Origin of the sequence: Pedobacter sp. Leaf216 (assembly GCF_001421515.1) — a bacterium.
Classification (GTDB): domain Bacteria; phylum Bacteroidota; class Bacteroidia; order Sphingobacteriales; family Sphingobacteriaceae; genus Pedobacter.
Genome location: NZ_LMKM01000019.1, coordinates 25,416 through 49,114, shown reverse-complemented (window position 1 = coordinate 49,114; position 23,699 = coordinate 25,416). Strand labels below are relative to the sequence as shown.

The window sequence follows — 23,699 nt, the reverse complement described above, 5'->3', positions numbered from 1 at the left end:
GGCATAACTGAAAGGCTTGGAACTGATGTCGGATAAATTCGTTAAAGCTTTTTGGTCGCCAGCACAAGTTCCGCCGAAGGGGGCGGAAAGTGTGTGCTGCCTTAATGCAGCGATGGAGGGAAAGGTAATGATAAAGCTTTAACGTTTTCTCCTTCCATCATTTCCTATGCCGGATGAGCAGGGAGGAGATAGCGAGGTTCAAATAGCGAGGTGCAGGGAATACGCTAAATTCGTCATTGCGAGGCAGGGAATGAGCGAGCTGAAGCAATCTTTTTAGTAAGTTTCTAATACTGTCGTCATTCTCACGCATGCGGGAATCGTAATGCGGTTGCTGTTTTCGCTCCGCTCGGGCTTGCCTCGGTTCGCCGCATAAAATCGGTAAAGATCAGCCGCCATACTATTGTGAAACCTTCCTCACCGATTTCAGAAACACAAAACCCACTACTCCCGAAAGGATTGAAGCGGTTAAAATGGCAAACTTCGCTTCCGAAACATGCAATGAATCACTAAAAGAAAGCAGGGCTATAAAAATCGACATGGTGAAACCGATTCCAGCGAGGATGCCTAAACCTAAAACATGTTTCCAGCCTGCGCCTGTAGGGAGGTTGGCCCATTTCAATTTTACGGCTAACCAACTAAAAAGGGTTACGCCAATGGTTTTACCTGCAAATAAACCTATAATAATGCCCAGGCCAAGTGGAGAAACAAGCCCGGTAAGCATTTCTTTTTGGAAAGTGATATTGGTGTTTGCCAGTGCGAAAACAGGCATAATGATGTAGTTTACGGGAGTGGTTAAAAAATGTTCGAGTTTTTCTAATGGCGATTCTACATCTGTTTCGTTAGTAGGAATAGTGAATGCCAGTAGTACCCCTGCAATGGTGGCATGGATGCCGGAGTGGTGGATGAAATACCAAAGGAAAGCACCAGGGATAAGGTAGAACACTAGTTTTTTTACGCCGAAATAATTCATCAGGCTTAACAAGATTAAGATCCCTCCGGCCATGGCAAGGTACTCGAAATGAATTTGTTTGGTATAGAAAATGGCGATGACTAAAATGGCACCTAAATCATCCACAATAGCCAAAGCAGCAAGGAATATTTTTAAACTGGTTGGCACGCTTTTACCTAACATCGCAATTATAGCGAGGGCAAAGGCGATATCGGTAGCCATGGGGATGCCCCAGCCTCCGGCGGTTTCGTAACCTTTATTAAACAGGGAATAAATAATTGCTGGTACAAGCATTCCGCCCAGGGCGGCAATTACAGGGAGTGCAGCACTTTTTATGGATGACAGCTCTCCTTCTATAAGTTCGCGTTTAATTTCTAAGCCGACAAGGAGGAAGAATATGGCCATTAGGGCGTCGTTTATCCAGGCGAGGATGCTGTAATTAAGGGAGTCAAATCCTAATCTGGTTTCTAAAAAGGCTTCGAAACTTTCTTTTGAAGCGGTATTTGCAATGAGTAGGGAGATGGCAACGCAAATGAGCAATAGGAAACCGCCCACTTGTCCGGAGCGGAAGAAACGTTGAAATACTTCTAAATTAATGATTTTAGGCATAATGGTAAAAATAGTAAAATGAAGGGGGATAGAGGGGATGTTTTTTGTTTTTTTTGAAGAGGAGAGTGGGGTTGTGAGGGATGGGGAGTTGTAATGCCATCGCTTTATTTTCGCTTCGCTCAGTCTTGCCTCGGTTAGCCGCCACCGAGGGGGCTCTTACCTTTTTCTTGATAAAAAGGTAACCAAAAATCAAGGCTTGGAACTGATGTCGGATAAATTCGTTAAAGCTTTTTGGTCGTCAGCACAAGTTCCGCCGAAGGGGGCGGAAAGTGTGTGCTGCCTCAATGCAACGATGGAAGGAAAGATAACGATAAAGCTTTAACGTTTTATCCTTCCATCATTTCCTATGCCGGATGAGCAGGGAGGAGATAGCATAATTCAAACAGCGAGGTGCAAATAGAATGATGCAGGTAATGCGTTAAATCCGTCATTGCGAGGCTGGGGAGAGCGAGCCGAAGCAATCTTTGTTGTAAATCCCTATTACGGTCGTCATTCTCCCGCATTCTGAAATCGTAATGCGGTCGCTTCGCTCGGGCTTGCCTCGGTTACCGATATGAAATCGGTACAGGTTAGCCACCGAAGGGCTTTTACTTTTGGCTTGGCCCAAAAGTAACAAACCTGAGCGCAGCGAAAGCATGACTACCTATAAAAACAACAAACAATAAGGCATAACTGAAAGGCTTGGAACTGATGTCGGATAAATTCGTTAAAGCTTTTTGGTCGTCAGCACAAGTTCCGCCGAAGGGGGCGGAAAGTGTCTGCTGCCTTAATTCAGTGATGAAAGAAAAAGGTAACGATAAAGCTTTAACGTTTTCTCCTTCCATCATTTCCTATGCCGGATTGCAGGGAGGAGATAGCGAGGTGCAAATAGAATGATGCAGGGAATGCGTTAAATTCGTCATTGCGAGGCTGGGGAGAGCGAGCCGAAGCAATCTTTTTAGTTTTAACACACGGTCATCATTCTCGCGCATGCGGGAATCGTAATGCGGTTGCTGTGTTTTCGCTTCGCTCAGTCTTGCCTCGGTTCGCCGCCACCGAGGGGCTCTTACCTTTTTCTTGATAAAAAGGTAACGAAAAATCAAGGCTTGGAACTGATGTCGGATAAATTCGTTAAAGCTTTTTAGTCGTCAGCACAAGTTCCGCCGAAGGGGGCGGAAAGTGTGTGCTGCCTTAATGTAGTGATAGAGGAAAAGGTAACGATAAAGCTTTAACGTTTTCTCCTTCCATCATTTCCTATGCCGGATAGCAGGGAGGAGATAGCGAGAAGCAAATAGCGGGATGCAGGGAATGTGTTAAATCCGTCATTGCTGAGGCTGGGGAAGAGCGAGCGGAAGCAATCTTTGTAGTAAGTTTAACACGGCCGTCATTCTCGCGCATGCGGGAATCTTAATGCGGTCGCTATGTTTTACAAATATGTTTGCCCTACGCTTAAAGAGGTCGTCATGCTGATCCGATAAGCTATCGGATTCAGTCCAGTATCTTTCATGCAATTTAAAACGCTCAGGGGCCAACTAGTATCATCACCGATTTACGAAAAGCTTTTATAGGCATTGAGCGAGGAAATGCGGAAGGTAAAAACTCATCCAAAACAAAAAGCCATCCCGATATTAGATTCGGGATGGCTTTAATACGCCAGGATGACGTAAGAGGAATATTTATGGTTTCTTACCAATATTTACCCTGATGTTTACTTCAAAATCGCCATCGGTATAACCACTAATTGCAGAGGTTGCGGTATTGTAATAAGCCATGAAATATAGGGTAGATTTATAGTTCATCCCGAAACCTACAGTGGCGTTTTGTGTATTGTGGTACATCGCCATCAGGTATAATTTATCGTTGGCAAAGTTGGCATTTAAACCGGCATCCCATAGGTTATCGAAGTTTTTAATGCCCCTGAATACGCCTTTAGGTTCGATACTGATTCCGTTGATGCCTGAGCCTAAAGCAAATTTGTAGCTTACTGCTGAATAAAAAGTAGGCTTGTCGGCATAATTTAAATCATCTTTTCTGAAAACGGAACGCATATTCGGCACGGCTCCTTCAACAGTTAATCCCCTGGATGTATAGGAAATTCCGAAATCGCCATCAAGATAATAGCCCCTGTCGTTAAAACGGGCAATTGATGGATCGTTGATGTCGCTGTTTCTTACACTGCTTAAATCGAGTTTATCCTGACTTGCACCAAAAGAGATTCCGAAATTTAATTTCTGGTCTTCGTTGCTCAAGGGCAGGTGGTAGGCAAAGGTTCCTACGGCTTTGGTACGCTGGATACCGCCCGATTTCTCGTTGTAAATGTTTATTCCCCAGCCTACTTTGTTTGCCTGCTGATCTAAAGTTACGCTTTGTGTGATGGGGGCACCGGGAATGTTAGACCATTGCTTGCGGAAACTTCCGTTGATGTTAAAACCTTCGTTTATACCGGCCATTGATGGGTTAACGAGGTAACGGTTTTGGAAATATTGTGCATTTAGTGGAAGGATCTGCGCTTTTACCGAACCTAAAAATAATGTGCTTGCAGCAAATAGAAACGTTACGCGACGCATTTGCTTTATGTTTTTTGTAATTGCTCTCATGTCTGTAATTAGTCTCTAATGATGTTGATGTAACCTTTAAAATTGCCGATACCATTACCTAAATCAATAATGTAATAGTAGGTGCCTTCGCTTAACGGACTACCATTTATGGTTCCGTCCCAATCGTTGGCATAAGTGTGTTTGGTGTACAGCATCCGGCCGGCCTTATCGAATATTTTTAAGGTATTGTTTGGGTAATAATCGATGTTTTTCACAATAAACTTATCGTTGTATCCATCTCCATTAGGGGTAACTACGGTACTGGCTTCCAGTTTATAATCATCTATTACGGTAACCGCAATGGTTTGATCGCTCACACAACCGCTTGCATTGGTAACGGTTACCCTGTACGATCCACTTTGTTTCGGGCGGATGGTTAATGCTGAAGTGCTTTGTCCGCTGATGATTTCTGAGCCCGACCAGCTGTACTGCGTACCGCCTGTTGCTGTTAAAATGATGGCATCTCCTTTGGAAATTGATAATCCTTTATTGCTGCTGATGGAAACCACTGGTAAAGCATTTACGGTTACTGTTGCTGTTCCGGTTTGTAACTGGCTGGCATAAGCATCGGCCACGCTTACCAATGTATAAGTAAAGGTGCCTGTAGTATTGGTGGGCACGCTAAGGGTAGCAATGGTTGTGTTTGTGGTTACTGTACGGTTAGCACCTCCGTTAATGGCGTAGGTAAAAGTGTAAGGTGCTGTACCTACTGCGCCTGTAAAGGTGATGTTTGGGGTATTGCCAAAATTACATACGGATGTGCTGCCAGATATGGTTGCCACTGGTAAAGGGCGGATTAATACTGTTGCGGTACCGGTTTGTGGCTGGCTACAGTTTACATCGGCCACGCTTACTAAGTTATAAGTAAATGTACCCACTGTTGTTGTAGGTGCTGTAACGGTTGCAGTATTACCGGTAGAGGTTACTGTTCGGTTTGTACCATTATTAATGTTGTAGGTAAAGGTGTATGGTGCGGTTCCGTTGGCTCCGGTAAAGGTAATGGTTGGTGCGGGTGCCAGGTTTGGTACTGCTGTAGTGCCTGCAATGCTTGCGGTTGCCAGTGTGCGTACGGTTACGGTAGCTGTACCACTTTGGTTTTGGGCTGCATTTACATCGGCAACACTTACGAGGTTGTAATTAAAGGTGCCCGCAACGTTGGCTGGTGCCGATACCGTTACTGTGGTATTGGTACCTGTAGTGCTGATGGTTTTATTTGCCCCGCCATTAATGTTATAGGTAAATACGTAAGGCCCTGTGCCGTTACCGCCTGTAAATGTAATGTTTGGTGCGGTACCGTTTAAGCACAATGCGGTAGTGCCCGAAATACTGGCTACCGGAATCGGGTTAATTTTAACTGTTGTTGAAACATTTTGTGCCTGTGTACTGTAAGCATCGGTAATGCTGGTAACGGTATATACAAAGGTACCCACCACATTTGTTGGCACATTTACCGTGGCTGTATTGGTGTTTGTGGTTAGGGTTTGGTTTGCGCCGCCATTAATGTTGTATGTAAAGGTAAAAGGGGCATTGCCTGTAGTTGCTGTAAAGGTTATTACAGGGGCTATTGTATTTACTGGCACAGCGATGTTGCCGCTTATTGCAGCAACAGGTTTTGGATAAATACGGAGGTTTGCTGGCGTGTAATTAATGGTGTAGTTGGTATTTAAAGCCAATGTGCCTTGTTGAATGGCATAATCGCCAGCGGTTTCGCCCGGCAAGCGGGTTAAGCTGCCTGTAAAAACATCGGTGCCGATTAAGGCCGGAGCAGATACGTATGTTAATGCAGGTTCGGTTGTTGCTTCTACCTTGGTTTTGGCATCGGCTTTTACGGCAATGGTTTTTGGCGCAATGGTTAATAGCTGTTGTTTAGCAACTGCGGGATTAAAAAAAGTATCGCCAGCCTGATTGGCGGTAATGGTAACGGTACCTGCTTTAACAATATGGATGTCGTTATTGCTGATGGTGGCAATATTGGTATCACTACTGGTATATTCGATATTGATGGTGTTGTTATCGCTTGTGGCACCTGCAACCAGGTCGGGATCGCCATAGGTAGCGGTTCTTGTTGCTGTGAAAGTGATGTTCTGGTCTTTTTTTACCGTGGCATCATCCCGTGTATACCAAATGGGTGATGTAATGATGCGGCTGCCATCTGTTTCTAAAATATCGGCATAATAATACCCTGTGGCTAAATTTGCCAATCCATTATCGGTATAGGTTAAACCTGGTGTTGCGCTTGTTGTTAACTCAACCGGGTTGGTGCCGCTTCCTGGTGTGCCGAATAAAATTTTAATACTCGCTATGGCACTGGTTGTAATGGAACTTACCGAAATCTGCGGTGCTCCGGCTGTTTTAAATATGCTGCCTACGGGCTGTTTGTTAATGGTAAAAATTACTTTGGCAGCCGAATCTTCTGAGGCATAAAACCGCATTTTTTTAATGGCATCCAATAAATCATTTTCGGTAAGGGCAGGGGCCAATACCACTAAACGGGCACGGGTATGTTTACCAAAGGTTAAATTGTGGTTATCGTGGTCGATGGTTGCACCCAGGTGATACCCTTTGGCGAGCATGCGGTTATAGTAACTTAAATAACTCATTGAGCTGGCAGGATCGGAATAGGTTACATTTGTAGAAAAGGCGGGGCCGCTTTCTAAAGCTGATCCTACTATGGCACTATCGGCACTTAAATCGTAAGTTGCAGAGATGTTGTTGTAATCGGTTGTGTTGGGGTGGGCCAAGGTTGCAATGGCATTTAATCCATGTCTGTTTATAATTCTAAATAAACCTGCAGGCCCTGTATAGGTGCTTTTTGGTACATAGATCTGGTTTTCGCCTGATTCCCATCCGATCAGTGAATCGATACCATATACGATTACGTGTCCGCCGCCACTAATTACGCCCCACTCCATGCCGTGCAAGGCAACAAAATTGGAAGTGGTTGCTTTTTTAGCGGCATCGATGCCTGGCTGCCAGTTGGCTAGCGACATGCCGGCCTGGGTATGGTTGTGTTCTGATATGCCCAGGAAATCCAGATTCATTGCTGTTTTGGCAAATGCATAATCATCTTCGGGTTTTTTGGTTAAATCATCTTTGTTACCGTCTGAATAACTGCTGTGGCTGTGTAAGTTGCCGTAGTAAAAGTTCAGTTTGTTTACATCGAGGATTCCTGTTTTAAAGTTTCCTAAAAGGGGTTGTGCAGTTAAGTATAACGGGCCACCGCTACATGCACTGTTTAGCGCGTAGGTAAAGAAATAGTAATTGGTGTTCTGTGTTAATCCATTTCTGATAAATGATGTTCCGGTTCCTCTTTTTACCACGATACCACCACCAAGCTGATCGCCAACATTGTAAACGGTTTGGTTTACGGGTGCTGCGGTTAGGGTGTTGCTGGTGCTCATTACCACCAAATATTCGTCGGCCGCATTTGGTGCTGTAAAACTTGCCTGTATAAAATTGTAGTTAGATGAGGTTACACTAAAGTTTGTGGGTTGTGCGGTTGGGGTTGCACAGGGCAATAAGGTTTTAGTGGTTTGTGCTGCAGTTAAAATATTGGTGGTTAAATATTTGGGGCCGCCCGTGCATGAAAGGTTATTTAAAGGAACAATAAAATAGTTGTAGGTGGTAGAACTGCTTAAAGCATTATCGGTAAAGGTATTGCTTACAATTTTGTTGATTACTGTACCACCTCCAAAAGCAGAACCAATGGCGTATGCTGTACCATCAACTGGTAATGTGCTTAATGTAGCACTTTTGCTCCTGATGATGAGGTATTCGTTTGCATCAGCCGATTTGGTGAAGGTTGCGGTAATGCTTCCGGTAGTTACCGAGCTGAATGTTAGTGCTGTTGCAGGGCTGGTTGGCGCTGCACAGGTTGGTAGGTTTGGTGGGAAATGTACGCCCAAACGGTCGGCATCATCATCATCAATGGCGTTTTGAACGGTAGCCAGTGGTGTTCTGGTCCAATCATCAGCTATAAAAGTTGGACTTGGTGCGGTTACATTGAGGCTTCTTACATAAGAAACGTCTTTAGCGTTCACCCCTTGTCCGAATGCATCGATAATGTTGTTGTTGGCATCTAAAAGTGCTACTCCATCGTTACCATTAAAGTTGATAACGGTATTGCTGATGAGTATGGCATTTGCCTGTGTTAGGTAAGGAACTTCGGTGGTATTGCCTGAGTTGCCCAAAAGTACCGACCCCAATGCTGGAATGGTGAAATTTAAGTTTACCGTTTGTGAGGGTGCTCCGGTTATGTTGATGTTACCTGCATCGCCCGAGATATTGTATAAAGCTAATTTTAATTGTGGTGATGCGGTATTGATAGGGGCATTGGTGAGGTTGGTTAATTCGATCCATTTGTTTACCGATGCGCCTTCGTAATATTGACTGATGATTACTGGCGAACTCACCAACGGAGGGTTAGCTGTGGTGGCATCAACCGTGGCCACAGTGTTTTGCAGGTTGCCGGCATTATCTTGTGCCACTACATATAAGGTGTAAGCGGTGCCGATGTTTAACCCTGAAATTGTTGTGCTTGCATCGGTATTGGCCGTGTTGGTAAATGAGCCTGATTTTAAGGCTGCAGAGCCACTGCCATCTTGTGCAGCTTTAATTTGTGCAGGTGTTGGGGCTGTTCCTCCCGTAAGAGATAACACATAATAGGTGGCGCCTGCCTCGTTTATGTTGTTTGCAAATGCTACTGAAGTTGTGGTAACGGTTGTTGTTTTTGGGTAGGTTGCTGCGGTAATGGGTGGGGTTACATCGCCAGCAACGCCTGTACCACTTACGGCAACATTGATGGTAGTTGCGCCAGTGCTGGTAATTTGAACATTGCTTGCCGATGGGCCCGCAACTGTTGGGCTATACCTTACATAAACGGTTGGCGCTGCTGTAACTTCGGCAACACTATAAACAATAGCTGTACTAAAGGTGCTATTATCTTTCGATATTGTGAATGGTGATGTGGTGGTAACGTTGGTACTTGCTGTGGTATTACTGCCGCTAAGTGTAAAACTCTGTGCTGTTGAATTTGTTGCTATACTTTGGTTGCCAAATGCCAAACTGGTTGGTGATGCTGCCAATGCAGGGGTGGCAGAGCCACCGCCAGAGATAAAGCTTAAGTTGAAATTATCAATAGCGGTTGATGGCCTGTTGCCTGAACCTGTTGTGGTATTTAAAGATACTATGCGGATCCAAATGGTATTTGCATTGTTATCTAATGCATTTCCGAAATCTACATTTACCACATTATTTGTAAATAAATTGTTTCCGGTTGTTAATGTGCCTGTAGTGGTTGCTGCTGTAAAGGTTGATGGTGCAGCACCTATCCCATAATCAATACGCCAGGTTGCCGTACGTGGAGAGGTAGCATCAACAGATTGTAGGTTGAAACTTAACTTAAAACCTGTTTTCCCTGTGGTATTGGCCAATTGAAAAACAAATGCTCCACTGCCATCTCCAAGCGCAGCGGTTTGTCTTAAGCCTAAAGCCCTGTCGGTTGCAGCAGTTTGTGCTACTGGTGTTGCTGTGGCCCCTGCAGTAGCCGATGCAAAATTTTTAAATGCACCTGTACCATTGTTCCATGCGGTAGCTGTATTTGTAAATGGAGAAATTGTACCCAGTGCTGTGGCTGTGGCATTAACTCTGGTAGAAAAACCAGCTGGTAAAGCTGTTCCGATACCATCGAAGGTTTCTACATATGGAGAAATGCCAAGCGTAACTTGCGCCAGTAATCTGCCTGTTATGAGAAATAATAGGGAAAAGAGTAAAAGTTTTTTCATATAAGTTTTTTAGGGATATGAAATGATGAATGATTTTTATAATAAGTTGTTTAAGCGGGTGTAGGGTAATTGCTTAAGGTTGTTGGGAACGATGCCGAAAGGATGTAAATAACTAGGAGTAACGTTTTACCATAAGTGGATAATAAGGATATTGATTGGAGAATTTTGATTATTCGGTAAAAGTAATGCACTCAAAAATAATATATACAGTATACCAAACTGCCTGAAGGAACAAATTTGCCCTACAAATGCTTTTTTTAACTGAAATGCAGTTTTATTGGAGTAATTGTAGCGCCATATTAGATGATTAGGTTACGAAAATAAGTGCTGGGTATTAATTTAATATTATAGTTGTATTAATTTTACTTGTTGTTCGGTTAAAAGCTTGGGCAATAAACTTTTAATGTTATAAAAGTATGTATTTCTTTGGTATTTAGATTGGATGTTGATAAAATTCGTTGTTGTGAAGTGGTGAGAGTGAGTTGAAGCAATATTTTTAATTTTTAACACACGGTCGTCATTTTCGAGAATGCGGGAATCGTAATGTTTTCGCTTAGCTCGGGCTTGCCTCGGTTAGCCACCGAAGGGCTCTTACTTTTGGCTTGGCCCAAAAGTAACAAAAGTCCAAGGCTTGGAACTGATGTTGGATAAATTCGTTAAAGCTTTTTTGTCGTCAGCACAAGTTCCGCCGAAGGGGGCGGAAAGTTTGTGCTGCCTCAATGCAGCGATAGAGGAAAAAGGTAACGATAAAGCTTCAACGTTTTCTCCTTCCATCATTTCCTATGCCGGAGAGCAGGGAGGAAATAGCATAATTCAAATAGCGAGATACAAATAGCATGATGCACGGAATGCGTTAAATTCGTCATTGCGAAGCTGGGGGAGAGCGAGCTGAAGCAATCTTTCTGGTAATGTTTCTAACACGGTCGTCATTCTCGCGCATGCGGGGATCGTAATGCTGTCGCTATGTTTTCGCTCCGCTCGGGCTTGCCTCGGTTACCGATATGAAATCGGTACAGGTCAGCCACCGAAGGGCTCTTACTTTTGGCTTGGCCCAAAAGTAACAAAAGCCCAAGGCTTGGAACTGATGTCGGATAAATTCGTTAAAGCTTTTTTGTCGTCAGCACAAGTTCCGCCGAAGGGGGCGGAAAGTGTGTGCTGCCTCAATTCAGTTATAGAGGAAAAGGTAACGATAAAGCTTTAACGTTTTATCCTTCCAAGGGGGCGGAAAGTGTGTGCTGCCTCAATTCAGTTATAGAGGAAAAGGTAACGATAAAGCTTTAACGTTTTATCCTTCCATCATTTCCTATGCCGGAGAGCAGGGAGGAGATAGCATAATTCAAATAGCGAGATACAAATAGCATGGTGCACGGAATGCGTTAAATCCGTCATTGCGAAGCTGGGGGAGAGCGAGCTGAAGCAATCTTTCTGGTAATGTTTCTAATACTGTCGTCATTCTCGCGCATGCGGGAATCGTAATGCTTTCGCTCCGCTCGGGCTTGCCTCGGTTCACCGCCACCGAGGAGGCTCTTACCTTTTTCTTGATAAAAAGGTAACCAAAAATCAAGGCTTGCATCCTTTCTTGTAAAAACCTATGGAAATCTTAATTGCGGCAGTATCTAGGCTCTCCCCCCACTTTTCCATACGCACCTGCTTGATCCTGCCTTGGTTTGTGTGAAGGGAATGGAAGTGCAAAGATTTCCATGGTTTTTCCTGCGAAAATCTGCTATGCCAGATAGCAGGGCGTAAATGGCGAAGCGCAGATTCTAGCATCCGTAAATTAATTCTTTTTAAACTATGAGGGAACGCATAAAATCGTCATCTCGACCGTAGTGGAGAGATCTTTGGATTTGCTATCACCATAAATTCGTTATTGCTGGGGAAGAGAGAGCCGAATCAATCTTTTTAGTAGGGATTTTTAACCCGGCCGTCATACTCGTGCATGCAGGAACCGCGTAGTGTTTAGCGTAGCTAATTTTAATGTGGTCGCTTAAATTTAAACTAAATCTTTTAATTTGGCCTGTTTCAAGCATTAACAGATAAAATGATAGCGCGATTGCGAAGCTATAATCACCCTAAACGACAACTACAAATATTCTTCTATATTTCCTTTTCCTTCACGGATGATGTCGAATTCTCCGGTAGTACAATCGATAACTGTAGAAGCCTCATTATCACCATAACCCCCATCAATGACTAAGTCTACCAAATCTTCATATTTTTCATGTATCAATTCAGGATCGGTAGAATATTCGATCACATCATCATCATCTTTTATTGAGGTAGAGAGTATAGGGTTGCCTAATTCTTTTACAATACAACGTGCAATGTTATTGTCGGGCACACGGATACCCACTGTTTTTTTGTTCGAACTTAATAATTTGGGTACATTGTTGTTCGCATTAAAAATAAAGGTAAACGGCCCTGGTAAGGCTTTTTTTAATACCCTAAATGTGGTATTATCAATAGGTTTAATGTAATCGGAAATGTGCTTTAAATCATGGCATATAAAAGAGAAGTTTGCTTTTTCTGGCTTGATGCCTCTTATACGGCAGATTTTTTCGATTGCTTTAGGGTTCGTAATGTCGCAGCCCAAACCATAAATGGTATCCGTAGGGTAAATGATTAAACCACCCTTTTTTAGCACTTCAACAACTTGTTCAATGGCTCTTTCGTTGGGGTTTTCTGGATAAATCTTAATAAGCATAGCGTAAAAATAACAAATTAATGCGTTTGTTGTTTGAATAACATTAATCATAAACATTCTAAATGTGTACAAATAATTGTACAGCTTTTTTATTATCTTTAATTTTGAAGATTATTAACAAGTAAATGGAAATCACAAATTATACCTCATTCAGGCAGAGCTTAAAGTCTTATTTAGATAAGGTTTTTACGAACCACACTCCCTTATTTGTTACCCGGGCAAAAGGAGAAGATGTTGTTGTGCTATCTAAAGCAGATTATGATAGTATGCAGGAAACTTTTTATTTGCTAAAAAGCCCAAAGAATGCAATTAGGCTTGAGCAGGGACTAAAAGATTATGAGAATGGTTTAGCCAAAAAGCAAGACTTGATCGATAATGATTAAATTGTTTCTTAATGGTGCTTGGGAGGATTATCTCCACTGGAAATCGGTGAATAAATCGATCCTCAAGAAAATAAATGCACTGGTAAAAGAAATCGAACACACACCTTTTGAAGGTACCGGAAAACCCGAACCACTAAAACATACATATTCTGGATGGTGGTCGAGGAGGATTAATTTAGAACATAGACTTGTTTACAAAGTAGAAGATAACAAAATTATCCTCTTACAGTGCAGGTATCATACTTAACAATAACAACATGAGAAAAGCTTTCGTAGCAATTGCTGCATTTCTAATTGCCCTAACCATTATGTTAGGCTTATATCACCCTTTTTTATGGTGGACATTCATTTTTACAGGTCCTTTTGTAATCCTTGGGGTTTACGATTTATATCAACCCAAACACAGTATAGTAAGAAATTATCCTGTTTTTGGTAGGTTAAGGTACTTTATGGAAGAATTAAGGCCCAAAGTTTACCAATATTTTGTAGAAAGTGATACCAACGGAACGCCTTATAACAGGTTAAACCGTTCGCTTATTTATCAACGTGCTAAAAAAGACAATGATACCATCCCTTTCGGAACGCAGTTAAATGTTTACGATAATGGGTATGAATGGTTAAGTCATAGTATTGCAGCCATTTCGCACCACGAATTAAATCTTGATCCTCGTGTTACAGTAGGTGGTCCTGATTGTAAAAAACCTTATTCTGCCAGTATTTATAATATTTCGGCAATGAGTTTTGGTTCATTAAGTCAGAATGCCATTTTAGCTTTAAATGGTGGGGCTAAATTGGGCAATTTTGCTCACAATACGGGTGAAGGTGGAATCAGCGATTATCACCGTCAGCCGGGTGGCGATTTAATCTGGCAAATTGGTACCGGTTATTTCGGTTGCCGTAATGCGGATGGTACTTTCAATTATGATGCTTATGCAGAAAGGGCTCAAACTGATCAGGTGAAAATGATCGAAATTAAACTTTCACAAGGTGCAAAACCAGGTCATGGGGGAATGTTGCCAGCTAAAAAGGTAACGCCAGAAGTGGCCAGAATCCGTTTGGTACCCGAAGGTAAAGATGTATTGTCGCCACCTGCACACTCTGCCTTTAACACCCCTATCGGTTTAATCGAATTTGTTAAAAAGCTAAGGGATTTATCGGGTGGCAAGCCCGTAGGATTTAAATTGTGTATCGGGAGAAAGAGCGAGTTTTATGCCATCTGTAAAGCCATGGTAGAAACCGGAATTTATCCTGATTTTATTACCGTTGATGGTGGTGAGGGTGGTACAGGTGCAGCACCACAGGAGTTTTCCAATTCAGTTGGTATGCCGCTGCGCGAAGGTGTGGCTTTTGTATATGATGTTTTAAACGGTTTCGATTTAAAGAAACACATTAAAATTATCGCATCAGGAAAAGTAGCAACAGGTTTTGATCTGGTTAAAAATATAGCATTGGGTGCCGATATGTGTAATGCCGCCCGTGGAATGATGTTTGCCCTGGGCTGTATCCAGGCTTTGGAATGTAATAGCAATACTTGCCCAACAGGTGTGGCCACACAAGATCAGAGTTTAATGAAAGGGCTTGTGGTTGAAGATAAAACCGTTCGTGTTAAAAATTTCCATAACCTTACCGTAGCCAGTGCTGTGGAGTTGTTGGGTGCTGCGGGTTTAAGAGAAACGCATCAGCTAAGCAGGGCTTATATCAATAGGAGGGTGAGTCCGAGTGTTATGCAAAGTTATTTAGAGAGTTTTCCATACATTCCTGCAGGGAGTTTGTTGCAAACGCCTTATCCTACCCGATACGAATTGGGCATGGCTTTGAGTACTTCGGCCAGCTTTGCGCCAACAGATTATAAAGTTTCGGCAGTTGATTATGCACATGCCAATCCATATAGCGATACCATGCATGATGATGGGCGTTAAGGGGACTTCCGAAGTTTGAAAGGCTTAAGCGTAGGCAGAACTTCGTAAGTTTAGCGCATGGCTAAATCAATAGTTTTTTGGAAAGCGGGGTTAGTGGTGCTTGGGGTTGTTCAGTCCTGCTTTCATTACAAGTCCGCTCACGATGAAAAATCGTGATTGCGTGCTTTTCATTCCAATCAGGTTTAGTTGGCAGAGATAGGAAAACTATTAATGGGTTTAAACACCAAACGTTCCTACGGAACGAAACCGCTAATTTTGCAATTGGCGGTTCTACCCATGAGGCGTCCCGATGGGACGATTGGTGATTTTAAAATTTTCCTTTGCCGTCCCATCGGGACGTTTCGTGGGTAGAAAAAAAAATGGAATGTTTTTTTTTCGTTCCGTAGGGATGTTTGGTGTTTTTTGCAACAATAAAGGATTCCTTCAGAAATATTTGCATAAAAAAAAAGAAGTCAAGTTTTTAAAACTTGACTTCTTTGATATAGGGCTATTTGTTTACCCTAAACCCTAAACCCTAAACCCTAAACCCTAAACCCTAAACCCTAAACCCTAAACCTCTTCTAAAACTCTGCGTTTTTAGGGAATCTTGGGAAAGCAATTACATCACGGATGTTGGTCATTCCGGTTACAAACAATACTAAACGTTCGAAACCTAAACCAAACCCTGCATGTGGAGCAGATCCAAAACGGCGGGTATCTAAATACCACCAAAGCTCATCTTGCGGAATATTTAAATCTTCCATGCGTTTGGTTAATCGGTCTAAACGCTCTTCACGTTGCGATCCGCCAATCATTTCGCCAATGCCCGGAAACAAGATATCCATAGCAGCAACAGTTTGTCTGCCTTCAGCATCTGGCTCATTTTGGCGCATGTAGAATGATTTAATATCTGCAGGGTAATCAGTTAAAATTACCGGTTTTTTAAAGTGTTTTTCTACCAGGTAACGTTCGTGCTCGCTTTGTAAATCAGCACCCCATTCATCAATCAGGTATTTAAACTGTTTCTTTTGGTTCGGCTTAGAAGATTTTAAAATCCTGATCGCCTCTGTATACGTTAAACGCTCAAAATCGTTTGCAAGGCAGAAATCCAATTTCTCCAATAAGGTAAATTCGCTGCGCTCGTTCTGCGGTTTTTGCTTATCCTCTTCTGCTAAACGGGTGTTCAAAAATTCCAGTTCATCCTTGCAGTTGTCTAAAGCATATTTAATTACATACTTCATCATATCCTCTGCAAGTTGCATGTTGTCTTCTAAATCTGCAAAAGCAACTTCAGGCTCAATCATCCAGAATTCTGCCAAATGGCGTGTGGTATTCGAGTTTTCTGCCCTGAAGGTTGGTCCGAAAGTATAAATCTGTCCGAATGCCATTGCCGCTAACTCACCTTCCAACTGGCCCGATACCGTTAAATTGGTAGCACGGGCAAAGAAATCCTGCGAAAAATCTACTTTACCATCTTCTGTACGTGGTGTATTGTCGAAATCTAAAGTGGTAACCTTAAACATTTCTCCGGCACCTTCTGCATCGCTTGCTGTAATTACAGGGGTATGCATGTATACAAAACCACGTTCGTTATAAAACTGGTGGATTGCAAAAGCGAGTGCATGGCGCACCTTGAAAACAGCATTAAAAGTATTGGTGCGGAAACGCAGGTGTGCAATTTCGCGTAAAAACTCTAAACTGTGTTTTTTGGGTTGTAATGGAAACTTTTCAGGATCACTATCGCCCAATATTTCTACGCTTGTTGCTTTAATTTCAACGGATTGACCTTTACCTAACGATTCGATCAGTTTTCCTGTTGCAGAAATTGCCGCGCCTGTTGTTATTCTTTTTAACAGCTCATCAGGTAAATTATTAAAATCGATCACTACTTGGATATTGCCCATGCAAGATCCATCATTTAATGCAATAAACTGATTATTACGGAAAGTTCTAACCCATCCCATAACCGTTACTTCTGTGTCAAATGCTGTCGACTTTAATAAATCTTTAATTTGCTGTCTCTTAATCATATTGTTATTTGTAAAAGGCGCAAATTTAGAAAAAAAAACGTATCAGTCAGCAGTTTTCAATGTACAGTTTTCAGTTTTTTAAGTTATAACTGTATTCCCAACTGCGAACTTAAAACCAACAACGCCAAACTACTGCTGTTGTTTGATGTTAATTCTAATCTTTAACAGATTTTAATATTAAATTAATTTTGCCATAATAAAGTTATATTTAACTTAATTTTTAGTTGATTATTGTTTTAACGCCTGATATCCCTCATGAATACATTTGATATAGATAAACAAACTTTAGCAGACCTGAATATATTTGAGGCATATGGTGTAAATAAAAGTATTTTCTCTTTATTCAATTTCACTTCAACGATTAAAGGCAACGATAAATTGATCGAAATTTTTAAATCAGCCACCACTGATATTAAGATCCTTAATGAACGGCAGGAATTGATAAAATATCTGTCTAATTATTCGGGTGCATTAAATTTTGACCGTACCAATATGGATTTTGTTGAGAGCTATCTGTTACAAAATTCTAAAATCAAATCTTACTCCAGGATATCGGCATTAACTAAAGCTGCTAACTATTTTTTTTATCCAAATCAGGCGTACTACCTAAAAGAGAAAGGTGTTGGGGAGATTGTATTTTTACTTAAAAAGCTCGCTGAAATGTTTGCTGGCCTGAGTGATGAAGTTAAGCCTGCATTGGTTAAAGCATTTGATGAGGTTATATGTACATTATTTAAGCATCAACTGGTTAAAGAAGTTGTTGAGCGTAGTGAAAGTAAGATTACAATATTCGAACTAGAGCAACTGGATCTTATATTAAGAGGCATTGAATTAAAAACCGTTAAGCTGTTTTTAGATTTAACCTATCAGGTAGATGCGTATTTTGCGGTAGTAAAAGCGGCTCGGAAATACAACTTCACGCTGCCTCATCTAAACTTAAAAGAACGTAATCTCATTATTAAAGGGGTATTCCATCCTTTTTTAAATCAACCTACGCGAATGATATTGAATTTGAAGTGGAAAAGAACGTATGCTTTCTTACAGGAAGTAATATGGCTGGGAAATCGACCTTTCTGAAATCAGTTGGCATTTCCATCTATCTGGCGCATTTAGGACTTCCTGTTCCTGCAGAATATATGGAGACCGGCATATGGCAGGGGTTGGTGTCGACAATAAACCTGCCCGATAACTTAAACGAAGGCTACAGTCATTTTTACAATGAAGTTTTAAGGGTAAAACATGTTGCAGAGAAAATTAAAGTCTCGAAAAATATTTTTGTGATTTTTGATGAACTCTTTAGGGGTACAAATGTAAAGGATGCATATGATGGATCTTTATCTATCATTAAATCATTTTCCAAAATAAATGACTGTTGTTTTATGATTTCAACGCATATTATAGAAGTTGCCGAAATGTTAAAAGAAAACAAAAACATCATGTTCAAATACCTGTTTACCAAAATGATAAACAATAAACCAACCTTTACATACCAGCTTATGGATGGAATTACCGATGAGCGTATAGGAATGTGGATTATTGAAAATGAAGGAATTGCTGAAATCCTAAACAGCAGAGATTTGAATTAGATCTCTACTGTTTTATTCTGAACTGTAAATTACCAACTGTATACTGAAAATTGTTAACTGAAAATTGTCAACTCTTAACTGGACAACTGCCTACTGCTGTTGTTGTTGCTGTTGCTGATGAATGGCCTCCATATACTGCTGATAGCTGTTTTTTGTTCTGGTGGTGGTTATCGTTCCCGAAGGTTTAGGATAGTTTACTTCTTTGGGTTGGAAATAAGTTTCATTATCATTAAAATCTTCATCGTTGTAGCCTACCGATACATTAACTTCCATAATATGTTCGAAACCGCCTTTGTAAACGCCTTTTACTGGCGAGCAATCGGTAAAATTCCGGCCTACGGCTAAGCGTACATGGTTTTCATTGGCTATACAATTGTTCGTAGGGTCCAGACCAAGCCAGCCATATTCGGGCAAATAGGCTTCGGCCCATGCATGGGTTGCGCCTTCTCCACGCATGCCATCTCTATTCGGACAAATGTATCCACTTACATACCTTGCAGGAATACCTGTTAAACGCAACATCGCTGTTAATACGTGTGCAAAATCCTGACAAACGCCGGCCCTTAGTTTCAAAATCTCGTCAATAGTGGTATCTACAGCGGTTACACCTTTAATGTACTCGAAATTACTAAAAACATCTGAACAATATTTTATTGCAGTTTGGTATGGCGTATCTTCCTGCTGTTTGATATTTAATGCGGTTTCTTTAAGCTGGATAATGCCTTCGAAACTTTCCTGACGTAAATAATCAATATAGGGTACTTCGTATTTAAGGGCATTCAGGCTGTTCCATTGTTCGCTGCTAAACATATCATCCTGGGGCAGTGGTTTTGCAAAGGTTTCTACACTTACTTTAGAAAAGATTTTAAGTTGGGTATGCGGTTCGTTTTGCGTAAACGTGCCTACTTCATTGCCGTAATAATCGATAAAGATTTCAATTTCCGGACTTCCGGAGATATTCAGGTCATGTTTTATCACTTTTTGATAATCATCTTTAATTGGAAATAAAATGATCTGGTTGGCACTATCACGTACCGGCAGTTCGTATTTGTAATTAGTGATATGTTTGATTTTGAAAATTGGCATAAGGCTATTGTTATGTTTAACCGCAGATAAAATGGATGCGTACAGATTTTTAAGTATAAGGGATATCTGTGTTAATCAGCGTTCATCTGCGGTTAATATTTATAATTTTTATGAGTTTGCGAAATAGTATTCGTTCAACAGATTTCCGATACCAAAAAGTTCTGCCCTTATTTCTGTAAGGTAATGGTGCAGCTGCTCTTCGTCCATAGTGTTTACCGAACTATAGGTAATCATACTTTTTAGCCTACCTATTTTAAACGATAGGTTATTGTAGTGGTCGATATTGCTTTCGCTTTTTAGGCGGTTAAAATACCTTTCAATATTGTGCATGGCATACAATGCCGACCTTGGAAAATCGTTATTGAGCATTACCAGTTCGATGATGTTTTTTGCATCGAAACCCTGCCGGTATGTTTTTAAATACAATTCGTAACCACCTAATGAGAGTAGCAGGTGTTTCCAGTAGGCAATATCTGTGAGCAGATCCGGGTTGCTGCTAATGGAACTGAATTTAATATCTAAAATGTCTATCGATTGTATACTCCTTTCCAGGTGCTTGCCGATTTTCATAAAACTTCTGCTTTCGCCACGTTCCATTACGCTATCTGCTGTACCATGGTATAACATTACCTGCTTAATTAAAACATCCAATGCGGTAATCGGGTCGTCCTGTTGTACATACCAGAGTAATTTTTCGTCTTTTACTGCATGGTAATATTCATTTAAACATTGCCATAAATCTTTTGGAATATGTTCCTGAACGCTTCTGGCATTTTCGCGGGCAAGGGTAACGATGTTTAAAATCGAATTCGGGTTATCCCGGTTGAGCAAAAGGTATTCAATTACGGCACGACTATCATGCTGGATATTTAACAGTTCATTTTCATCATCAGAGGAAAAAATTCTGATTACAGGCTTCCAGGTAAATTCCTGTATGGTATCTTGTGAGGAAGCGTAATTTATTTTTAACATGCGCAGCATACCGTCGCTGCGCTCAACATATCTACTTAGCCAATATAAGCTTGAAGCAACTCTACTTAACATATTTCGTATTTTAAGAAGTTAAAACCCATGTATCTTTACTGCCTCCGCCCTGGGAGCTGTTTACCACCAGTGATCCTTCTTTTAAGGCCACCCTGGTTAATCCGCCCGGCACAATTGAAATGCCATCTGGTCCGTTCAGTGCAAAAGGGCGTAGGTCTATTCTTCGTGGTGCCAGCTTTCCATTGATAAAACATGGGGCCGAAGATAGGCTGATGGTGGGTTGAGCAATAAAATTGCGTGGATCTTTCAATACTTCAATTTTGTATTCTTCAGTTTCCTGTTCGCTCGCTTCATGGCCCATTAACATGCCATAACCACCGCTACCATTTGTTTTTTTAATTACCATGGTATTGATGTTTGCAAACACGTAATCGAGTTCGTCCTGATTGCTGAGCTGATATGTGGGTACGTTTTTTAAAATAGGTTCTTCGTTTAGGTAATACCTGATCATATCGGGCACATAGGTATAAACCGCTTTATCATCCGCCACGCCATTTCCTACCGCATTTATAATGGCTACATTGCCTTTTCGGTAAGCGCCCATCAAACCTGCAACGCCAAGCACACTGTTTGGATTAAATACTAACGGATCAATATAATCATCATCTACACGCCTGTAAATTACATCTACCTGCTGCAAACCTGTGGTGGTTTTCATAAATACTTTCTGATCTTTAACCACAAGATCTCGACCTTCTACCAGTTCTACTCCCATTAAACGGGCCAATGTAGTATGTTCGTAATAGGCAGAATTATACATTCCCGGGCTTAAAAGCACAATTGTTGGATTTGAAACGGCCCTTGGTGAGAGAGACATTAAATTTTTGTACAAAAGGGAAGGGTATTCGGTTACGCTTCTTACGCCGCATTGTGGAATCAGATCTGGAAATAACCTTTTGGTAATTTCCCGGTTCTCGAGCATGTAACTTACACCCGATGGCGTTCGGAGGTTATCTTCAAGTACGTAAAAGGTTCCATCGTGGTCTCTTATTAAGTCTATACCCGCAATATGGATATAAATATCATGCAATACATTTACATTGTGCATCTCCCGAAGAAAATGTGGACATGAATAAATTACATTTATAGGTACAATTTTGTCTTTTAAGATAAATTGATTGCTATAAACATCTTTTAGGAAAAGATTTAACGCTTTTAAACGTTGTTTTATGCCTTTTTCTATAAAATTCCATTCTGTTGAAGTAATTATTCTAGGAATGATATCAAAAGGAAATATTTTTTCTATTCCTTCGCCACTATCGTACACCGTAAAGGTAATACCTTGACTCATGAATAGTTTTTTTGCGAGTTCTTCTTTTTTGTTTAGGTTTTCGAGAGACTCTTTAGAGAAATTTCTGATAAAATTTGAATAGTGATCTCGGTAATTATCTCCATTCAGAAACATTTCATCGTAAGTTTTGGGATGATTAAAGTAATTTTTTATAAAATCTTCTATCATTTTGCTTAAATATTTCTTTAAAGTATGATTTTATACCTAAAAAACTAGTATTTAATGTTAAATAATTGATGTTTATATATTTTTTATCTAATAATTTAAATTTTTATAGCTGAATTTTAGAGTTTTATGTGTTTTTATATAAAATATTTCAATTTTTTAATCAAAATGTTTGCTAGTATGGATAAAGTTTGTACTTTTGTAATGCTCGTTAATTATTATTATATATTTGGTTTAAAAAAAGCGCTGGTAACGGCGCTTTTTTTATAAAGCTTTCAAGACTTATTCATAATCAACATAAACCAAACAACCTAAACTAAGGAAGCCCCAGCAAAACTGGGGCTTTTCTTTTTATGATCTTTTTTTGTTCAGGTCTAATCGCTTTAGATTTGTATCTTTTTTTGCGTGATCAGCGGGAAGCGACGTAACGTTTTCCCGCAGATTTAAAAAAATCAAAAACACAGATTAAGCAGGTTGCTAATTTGGGGGTGAGAATTATTTAGCGCGATAAAATCGATGTTCCCACGCTTCCCCGTTTCAAACGAGGAGGATATTTAAGGTGGGTTCGGGCTTTTTGGGTGAGCAAACTTTCATGTTTGCGAGCCTATATATAAAGATAGCTTCATCCAATCAAAAATTGGCTTCGCATCCGATAGCTATCGGATGATGATCGCTATCTGGATTCTGCTCATAAAAAAAGCTATCCTGGTTTTATCCGGGATAGCTTCAATATATGTTTTGTTGTTGTTATGCTTCTGAATAACTGATTTTGTTAACGTGTTTATCAATTTCCCATCTTCCTGTACCTTCTTCACCTATTACTTCGAACAATTCTAAAGCTCTGCGTGCTTTATATTCTTCTTCGCGTTGTTCTTTTAAGAACCAGTTTAAGAATTCCATGGTTACAAAATCCTGTTCTTTATGGCATCTTGCAGCTAAGTTTTTAAAGCTTTGGGTAATCGCAATTTCTGCTTCCAAGGCATCTTCAAAAACTTCTCTAAACCCGGCAAACTCAGTTTTAATGCCGTTTACTTCTGGAGATATTGCATTTCCGCCCATATCTAAAACGTATTTGAACAATTTTAACTGATGAACTCTTTCTTCTTCTGATTGCTTTAAAAAGTAATCAGCTGAGTAGTCGAATCCGTTTTGGTCACACCAAGATGACATTGATAAATATAGTGATGAAGAATGAGCTTCTTTTTTAATTTGCTGATTTAATAATGTTTCTATATCCTGAGATATTAAACATTTGATACGCATTAGATCTTTCATGTTTCTGTGCTTTTATAACAATACAAATGTAAATGGAATTTGTTCTCCATTATAATTTATTTGCAATATGAAATTAGTCTAAATTGCTGATAATAAGTTATTTGTAATGAGTTTAAATAAGAGCAGCAGCGTAAGAAAAAGGGTGGGAGATATTGCAATAACGCGAAACGGATACTGGTTGAGGATCAGTGAGGTAAAGGTTATTTTTCGGTTGACATTGTTCAGCTGGAAGTTTTCAGTTAGCAGTAATCAGTCTGATAAAGCAGAAAGCAATTAACCTTTTTAAAAAAATCAGCGATGAACCCGCATTTCGATTGCAA

Annotated in this window: 16 protein-coding genes; 5 read left to right on the top strand and 11 right to left on the bottom strand. The window is 40.6% G+C overall.

Annotated features, from left to right (window positions below; genetic code table 11):
- Positions 1 to 397: 397 nt before the first annotated feature.
- The 6 genes from nhaA to ASE74_RS14885 form a co-directional block, all read right to left on the bottom strand.
- Positions 398 to 1,558 (bottom strand): Na+/H+ antiporter NhaA, encoded by a 1,161-nt coding sequence (nhaA, locus tag ASE74_RS14920; protein ID WP_055910745.1) that lies wholly within the window; start codon positions 1,556 to 1,558, stop codon positions 398 to 400.
- A 587-nt stretch (positions 1,559 to 2,145) separates the two neighbouring features.
- Positions 2,146 to 2,385, bottom strand: a complete 240-nt coding sequence (locus ASE74_RS24755) for a hypothetical protein (RefSeq protein ID WP_157255436.1) — start codon at positions 2,383 to 2,385, stop codon at positions 2,146 to 2,148.
- 828 nt (positions 2,386 to 3,213) lie between these two features.
- Positions 3,214 to 4,134: a type IX secretion system membrane protein PorP/SprF gene (locus ASE74_RS14910; RefSeq protein WP_055910741.1), complete on the bottom strand. Its 921-nt coding sequence runs from the start codon at positions 4,132 to 4,134 to the stop codon at positions 3,214 to 3,216.
- Between the two features lie 8 nt (positions 4,135 to 4,142).
- On the bottom strand, positions 4,143 to 9,917 hold the full coding sequence (locus ASE74_RS14905) for a CehA/McbA family metallohydrolase (protein WP_055910739.1): 5,775 nt from the start codon (positions 9,915 to 9,917) through the stop codon (positions 4,143 to 4,145).
- 591 nt (positions 9,918 to 10,508) lie between these two features.
- Positions 10,509 to 10,694, bottom strand: coding sequence for a hypothetical protein (locus ASE74_RS25165; RefSeq protein ID WP_235526104.1), 186 nt, complete (start codon positions 10,692 to 10,694; stop codon positions 10,509 to 10,511).
- Positions 10,695 to 12,000: 1,306 nt separating this feature from the next.
- Positions 12,001 to 12,621 carry an L-threonylcarbamoyladenylate synthase gene (locus ASE74_RS14885; protein ID WP_055910747.1) on the bottom strand — a complete coding sequence of 207 codons (621 nt, stop codon included), beginning with the start codon at positions 12,619 to 12,621 and terminating at the stop codon, positions 12,001 to 12,003.
- Between the two features lie 125 nt (positions 12,622 to 12,746).
- On the opposite strand from ASE74_RS14885, the gene ASE74_RS14880 reads away from it, so the two are divergent.
- From ASE74_RS14880 to ASE74_RS14870, 3 genes are read left to right on the top strand one after another with little or no spacing between them, the layout of a single operon-like run.
- The gene (locus tag ASE74_RS14880) at positions 12,747 to 13,004 is read left to right on the top strand and encodes a type II toxin-antitoxin system Phd/YefM family antitoxin (protein ID WP_055910731.1); all 258 of its coding nucleotides are present in this window, start codon (positions 12,747 to 12,749) and stop codon (positions 13,002 to 13,004) included.
- Complete coding sequence (locus ASE74_RS14875) at positions 12,997 to 13,251, top strand: Txe/YoeB family addiction module toxin (protein ID WP_055910729.1); 255 nt, start codon at positions 12,997 to 12,999, stop codon at positions 13,249 to 13,251. The genes ASE74_RS14880 and ASE74_RS14875 overlap by 8 nt, the downstream gene beginning before the upstream one ends.
- A 10-nt stretch (positions 13,252 to 13,261) precedes the next feature.
- Positions 13,262 to 14,923 carry an FMN-binding glutamate synthase family protein gene (locus tag ASE74_RS14870; RefSeq protein WP_055910727.1) on the top strand — a complete coding sequence of 554 codons (1,662 nt, stop codon included), beginning with the start codon at positions 13,262 to 13,264 and terminating at the stop codon, positions 14,921 to 14,923.
- A gap of 560 nt (positions 14,924 to 15,483) precedes the next feature.
- On the opposite strand, the gene asnS is transcribed toward ASE74_RS14870, so the two are convergent.
- Positions 15,484 to 16,932: an asparagine--tRNA ligase gene (gene asnS / locus ASE74_RS14860; protein WP_055910722.1), complete on the bottom strand. Its 1,449-nt coding sequence runs from the start codon at positions 16,930 to 16,932 to the stop codon at positions 15,484 to 15,486.
- Between the two features lie 378 nt (positions 16,933 to 17,310).
- On the opposite strand from asnS, the gene ASE74_RS14855 reads away from it, so the two are divergent.
- Together ASE74_RS14855 and ASE74_RS14850 are read left to right on the top strand one after the other, a co-directional pair.
- Positions 17,311 to 18,009, top strand: a complete 699-nt coding sequence (locus tag ASE74_RS14855; RefSeq protein ID WP_235526103.1) for a hypothetical protein — start codon at positions 17,311 to 17,313, stop codon at positions 18,007 to 18,009.
- Positions 17,985 to 18,518, top strand: coding sequence for a hypothetical protein (locus ASE74_RS14850; RefSeq protein ID WP_055910718.1), 534 nt, complete (start codon positions 17,985 to 17,987; stop codon positions 18,516 to 18,518). Before ASE74_RS14855 ends, ASE74_RS14850 begins: the two co-directional genes overlap by 25 nt.
- Positions 18,519 to 18,608: 90 nt before the next feature.
- Here the strand turns inward: ASE74_RS14850 and ASE74_RS14845 are convergent, their stop codons facing one another.
- From ASE74_RS14845 to ASE74_RS14830, 4 genes are all read right to left on the bottom strand, one after another.
- On the bottom strand, positions 18,609 to 19,604 hold the full coding sequence (locus ASE74_RS14845; RefSeq protein WP_055910716.1) for a transglutaminase family protein: 996 nt from the start codon (positions 19,602 to 19,604) through the stop codon (positions 18,609 to 18,611).
- Positions 19,605 to 19,712: 108 nt separating this feature from the next.
- Positions 19,713 to 20,648, bottom strand: coding sequence for an alpha-E domain-containing protein (locus ASE74_RS14840; protein WP_055910714.1), 936 nt, complete (start codon positions 20,646 to 20,648; stop codon positions 19,713 to 19,715).
- A 10-nt stretch (positions 20,649 to 20,658) separates the two neighbouring features.
- The gene (locus tag ASE74_RS14835; protein WP_055910711.1) at positions 20,659 to 22,107 is read right to left on the bottom strand and encodes a circularly permuted type 2 ATP-grasp protein; all 1,449 of its coding nucleotides are present in this window, start codon (positions 22,105 to 22,107) and stop codon (positions 20,659 to 20,661) included.
- A gap of 744 nt (positions 22,108 to 22,851) precedes the next feature.
- On the bottom strand, positions 22,852 to 23,379 hold the full coding sequence (locus tag ASE74_RS14830; RefSeq protein ID WP_055910709.1) for a ferritin: 528 nt from the start codon (positions 23,377 to 23,379) through the stop codon (positions 22,852 to 22,854).
- Positions 23,380 to 23,699: the final 320 nt, after the last annotated feature.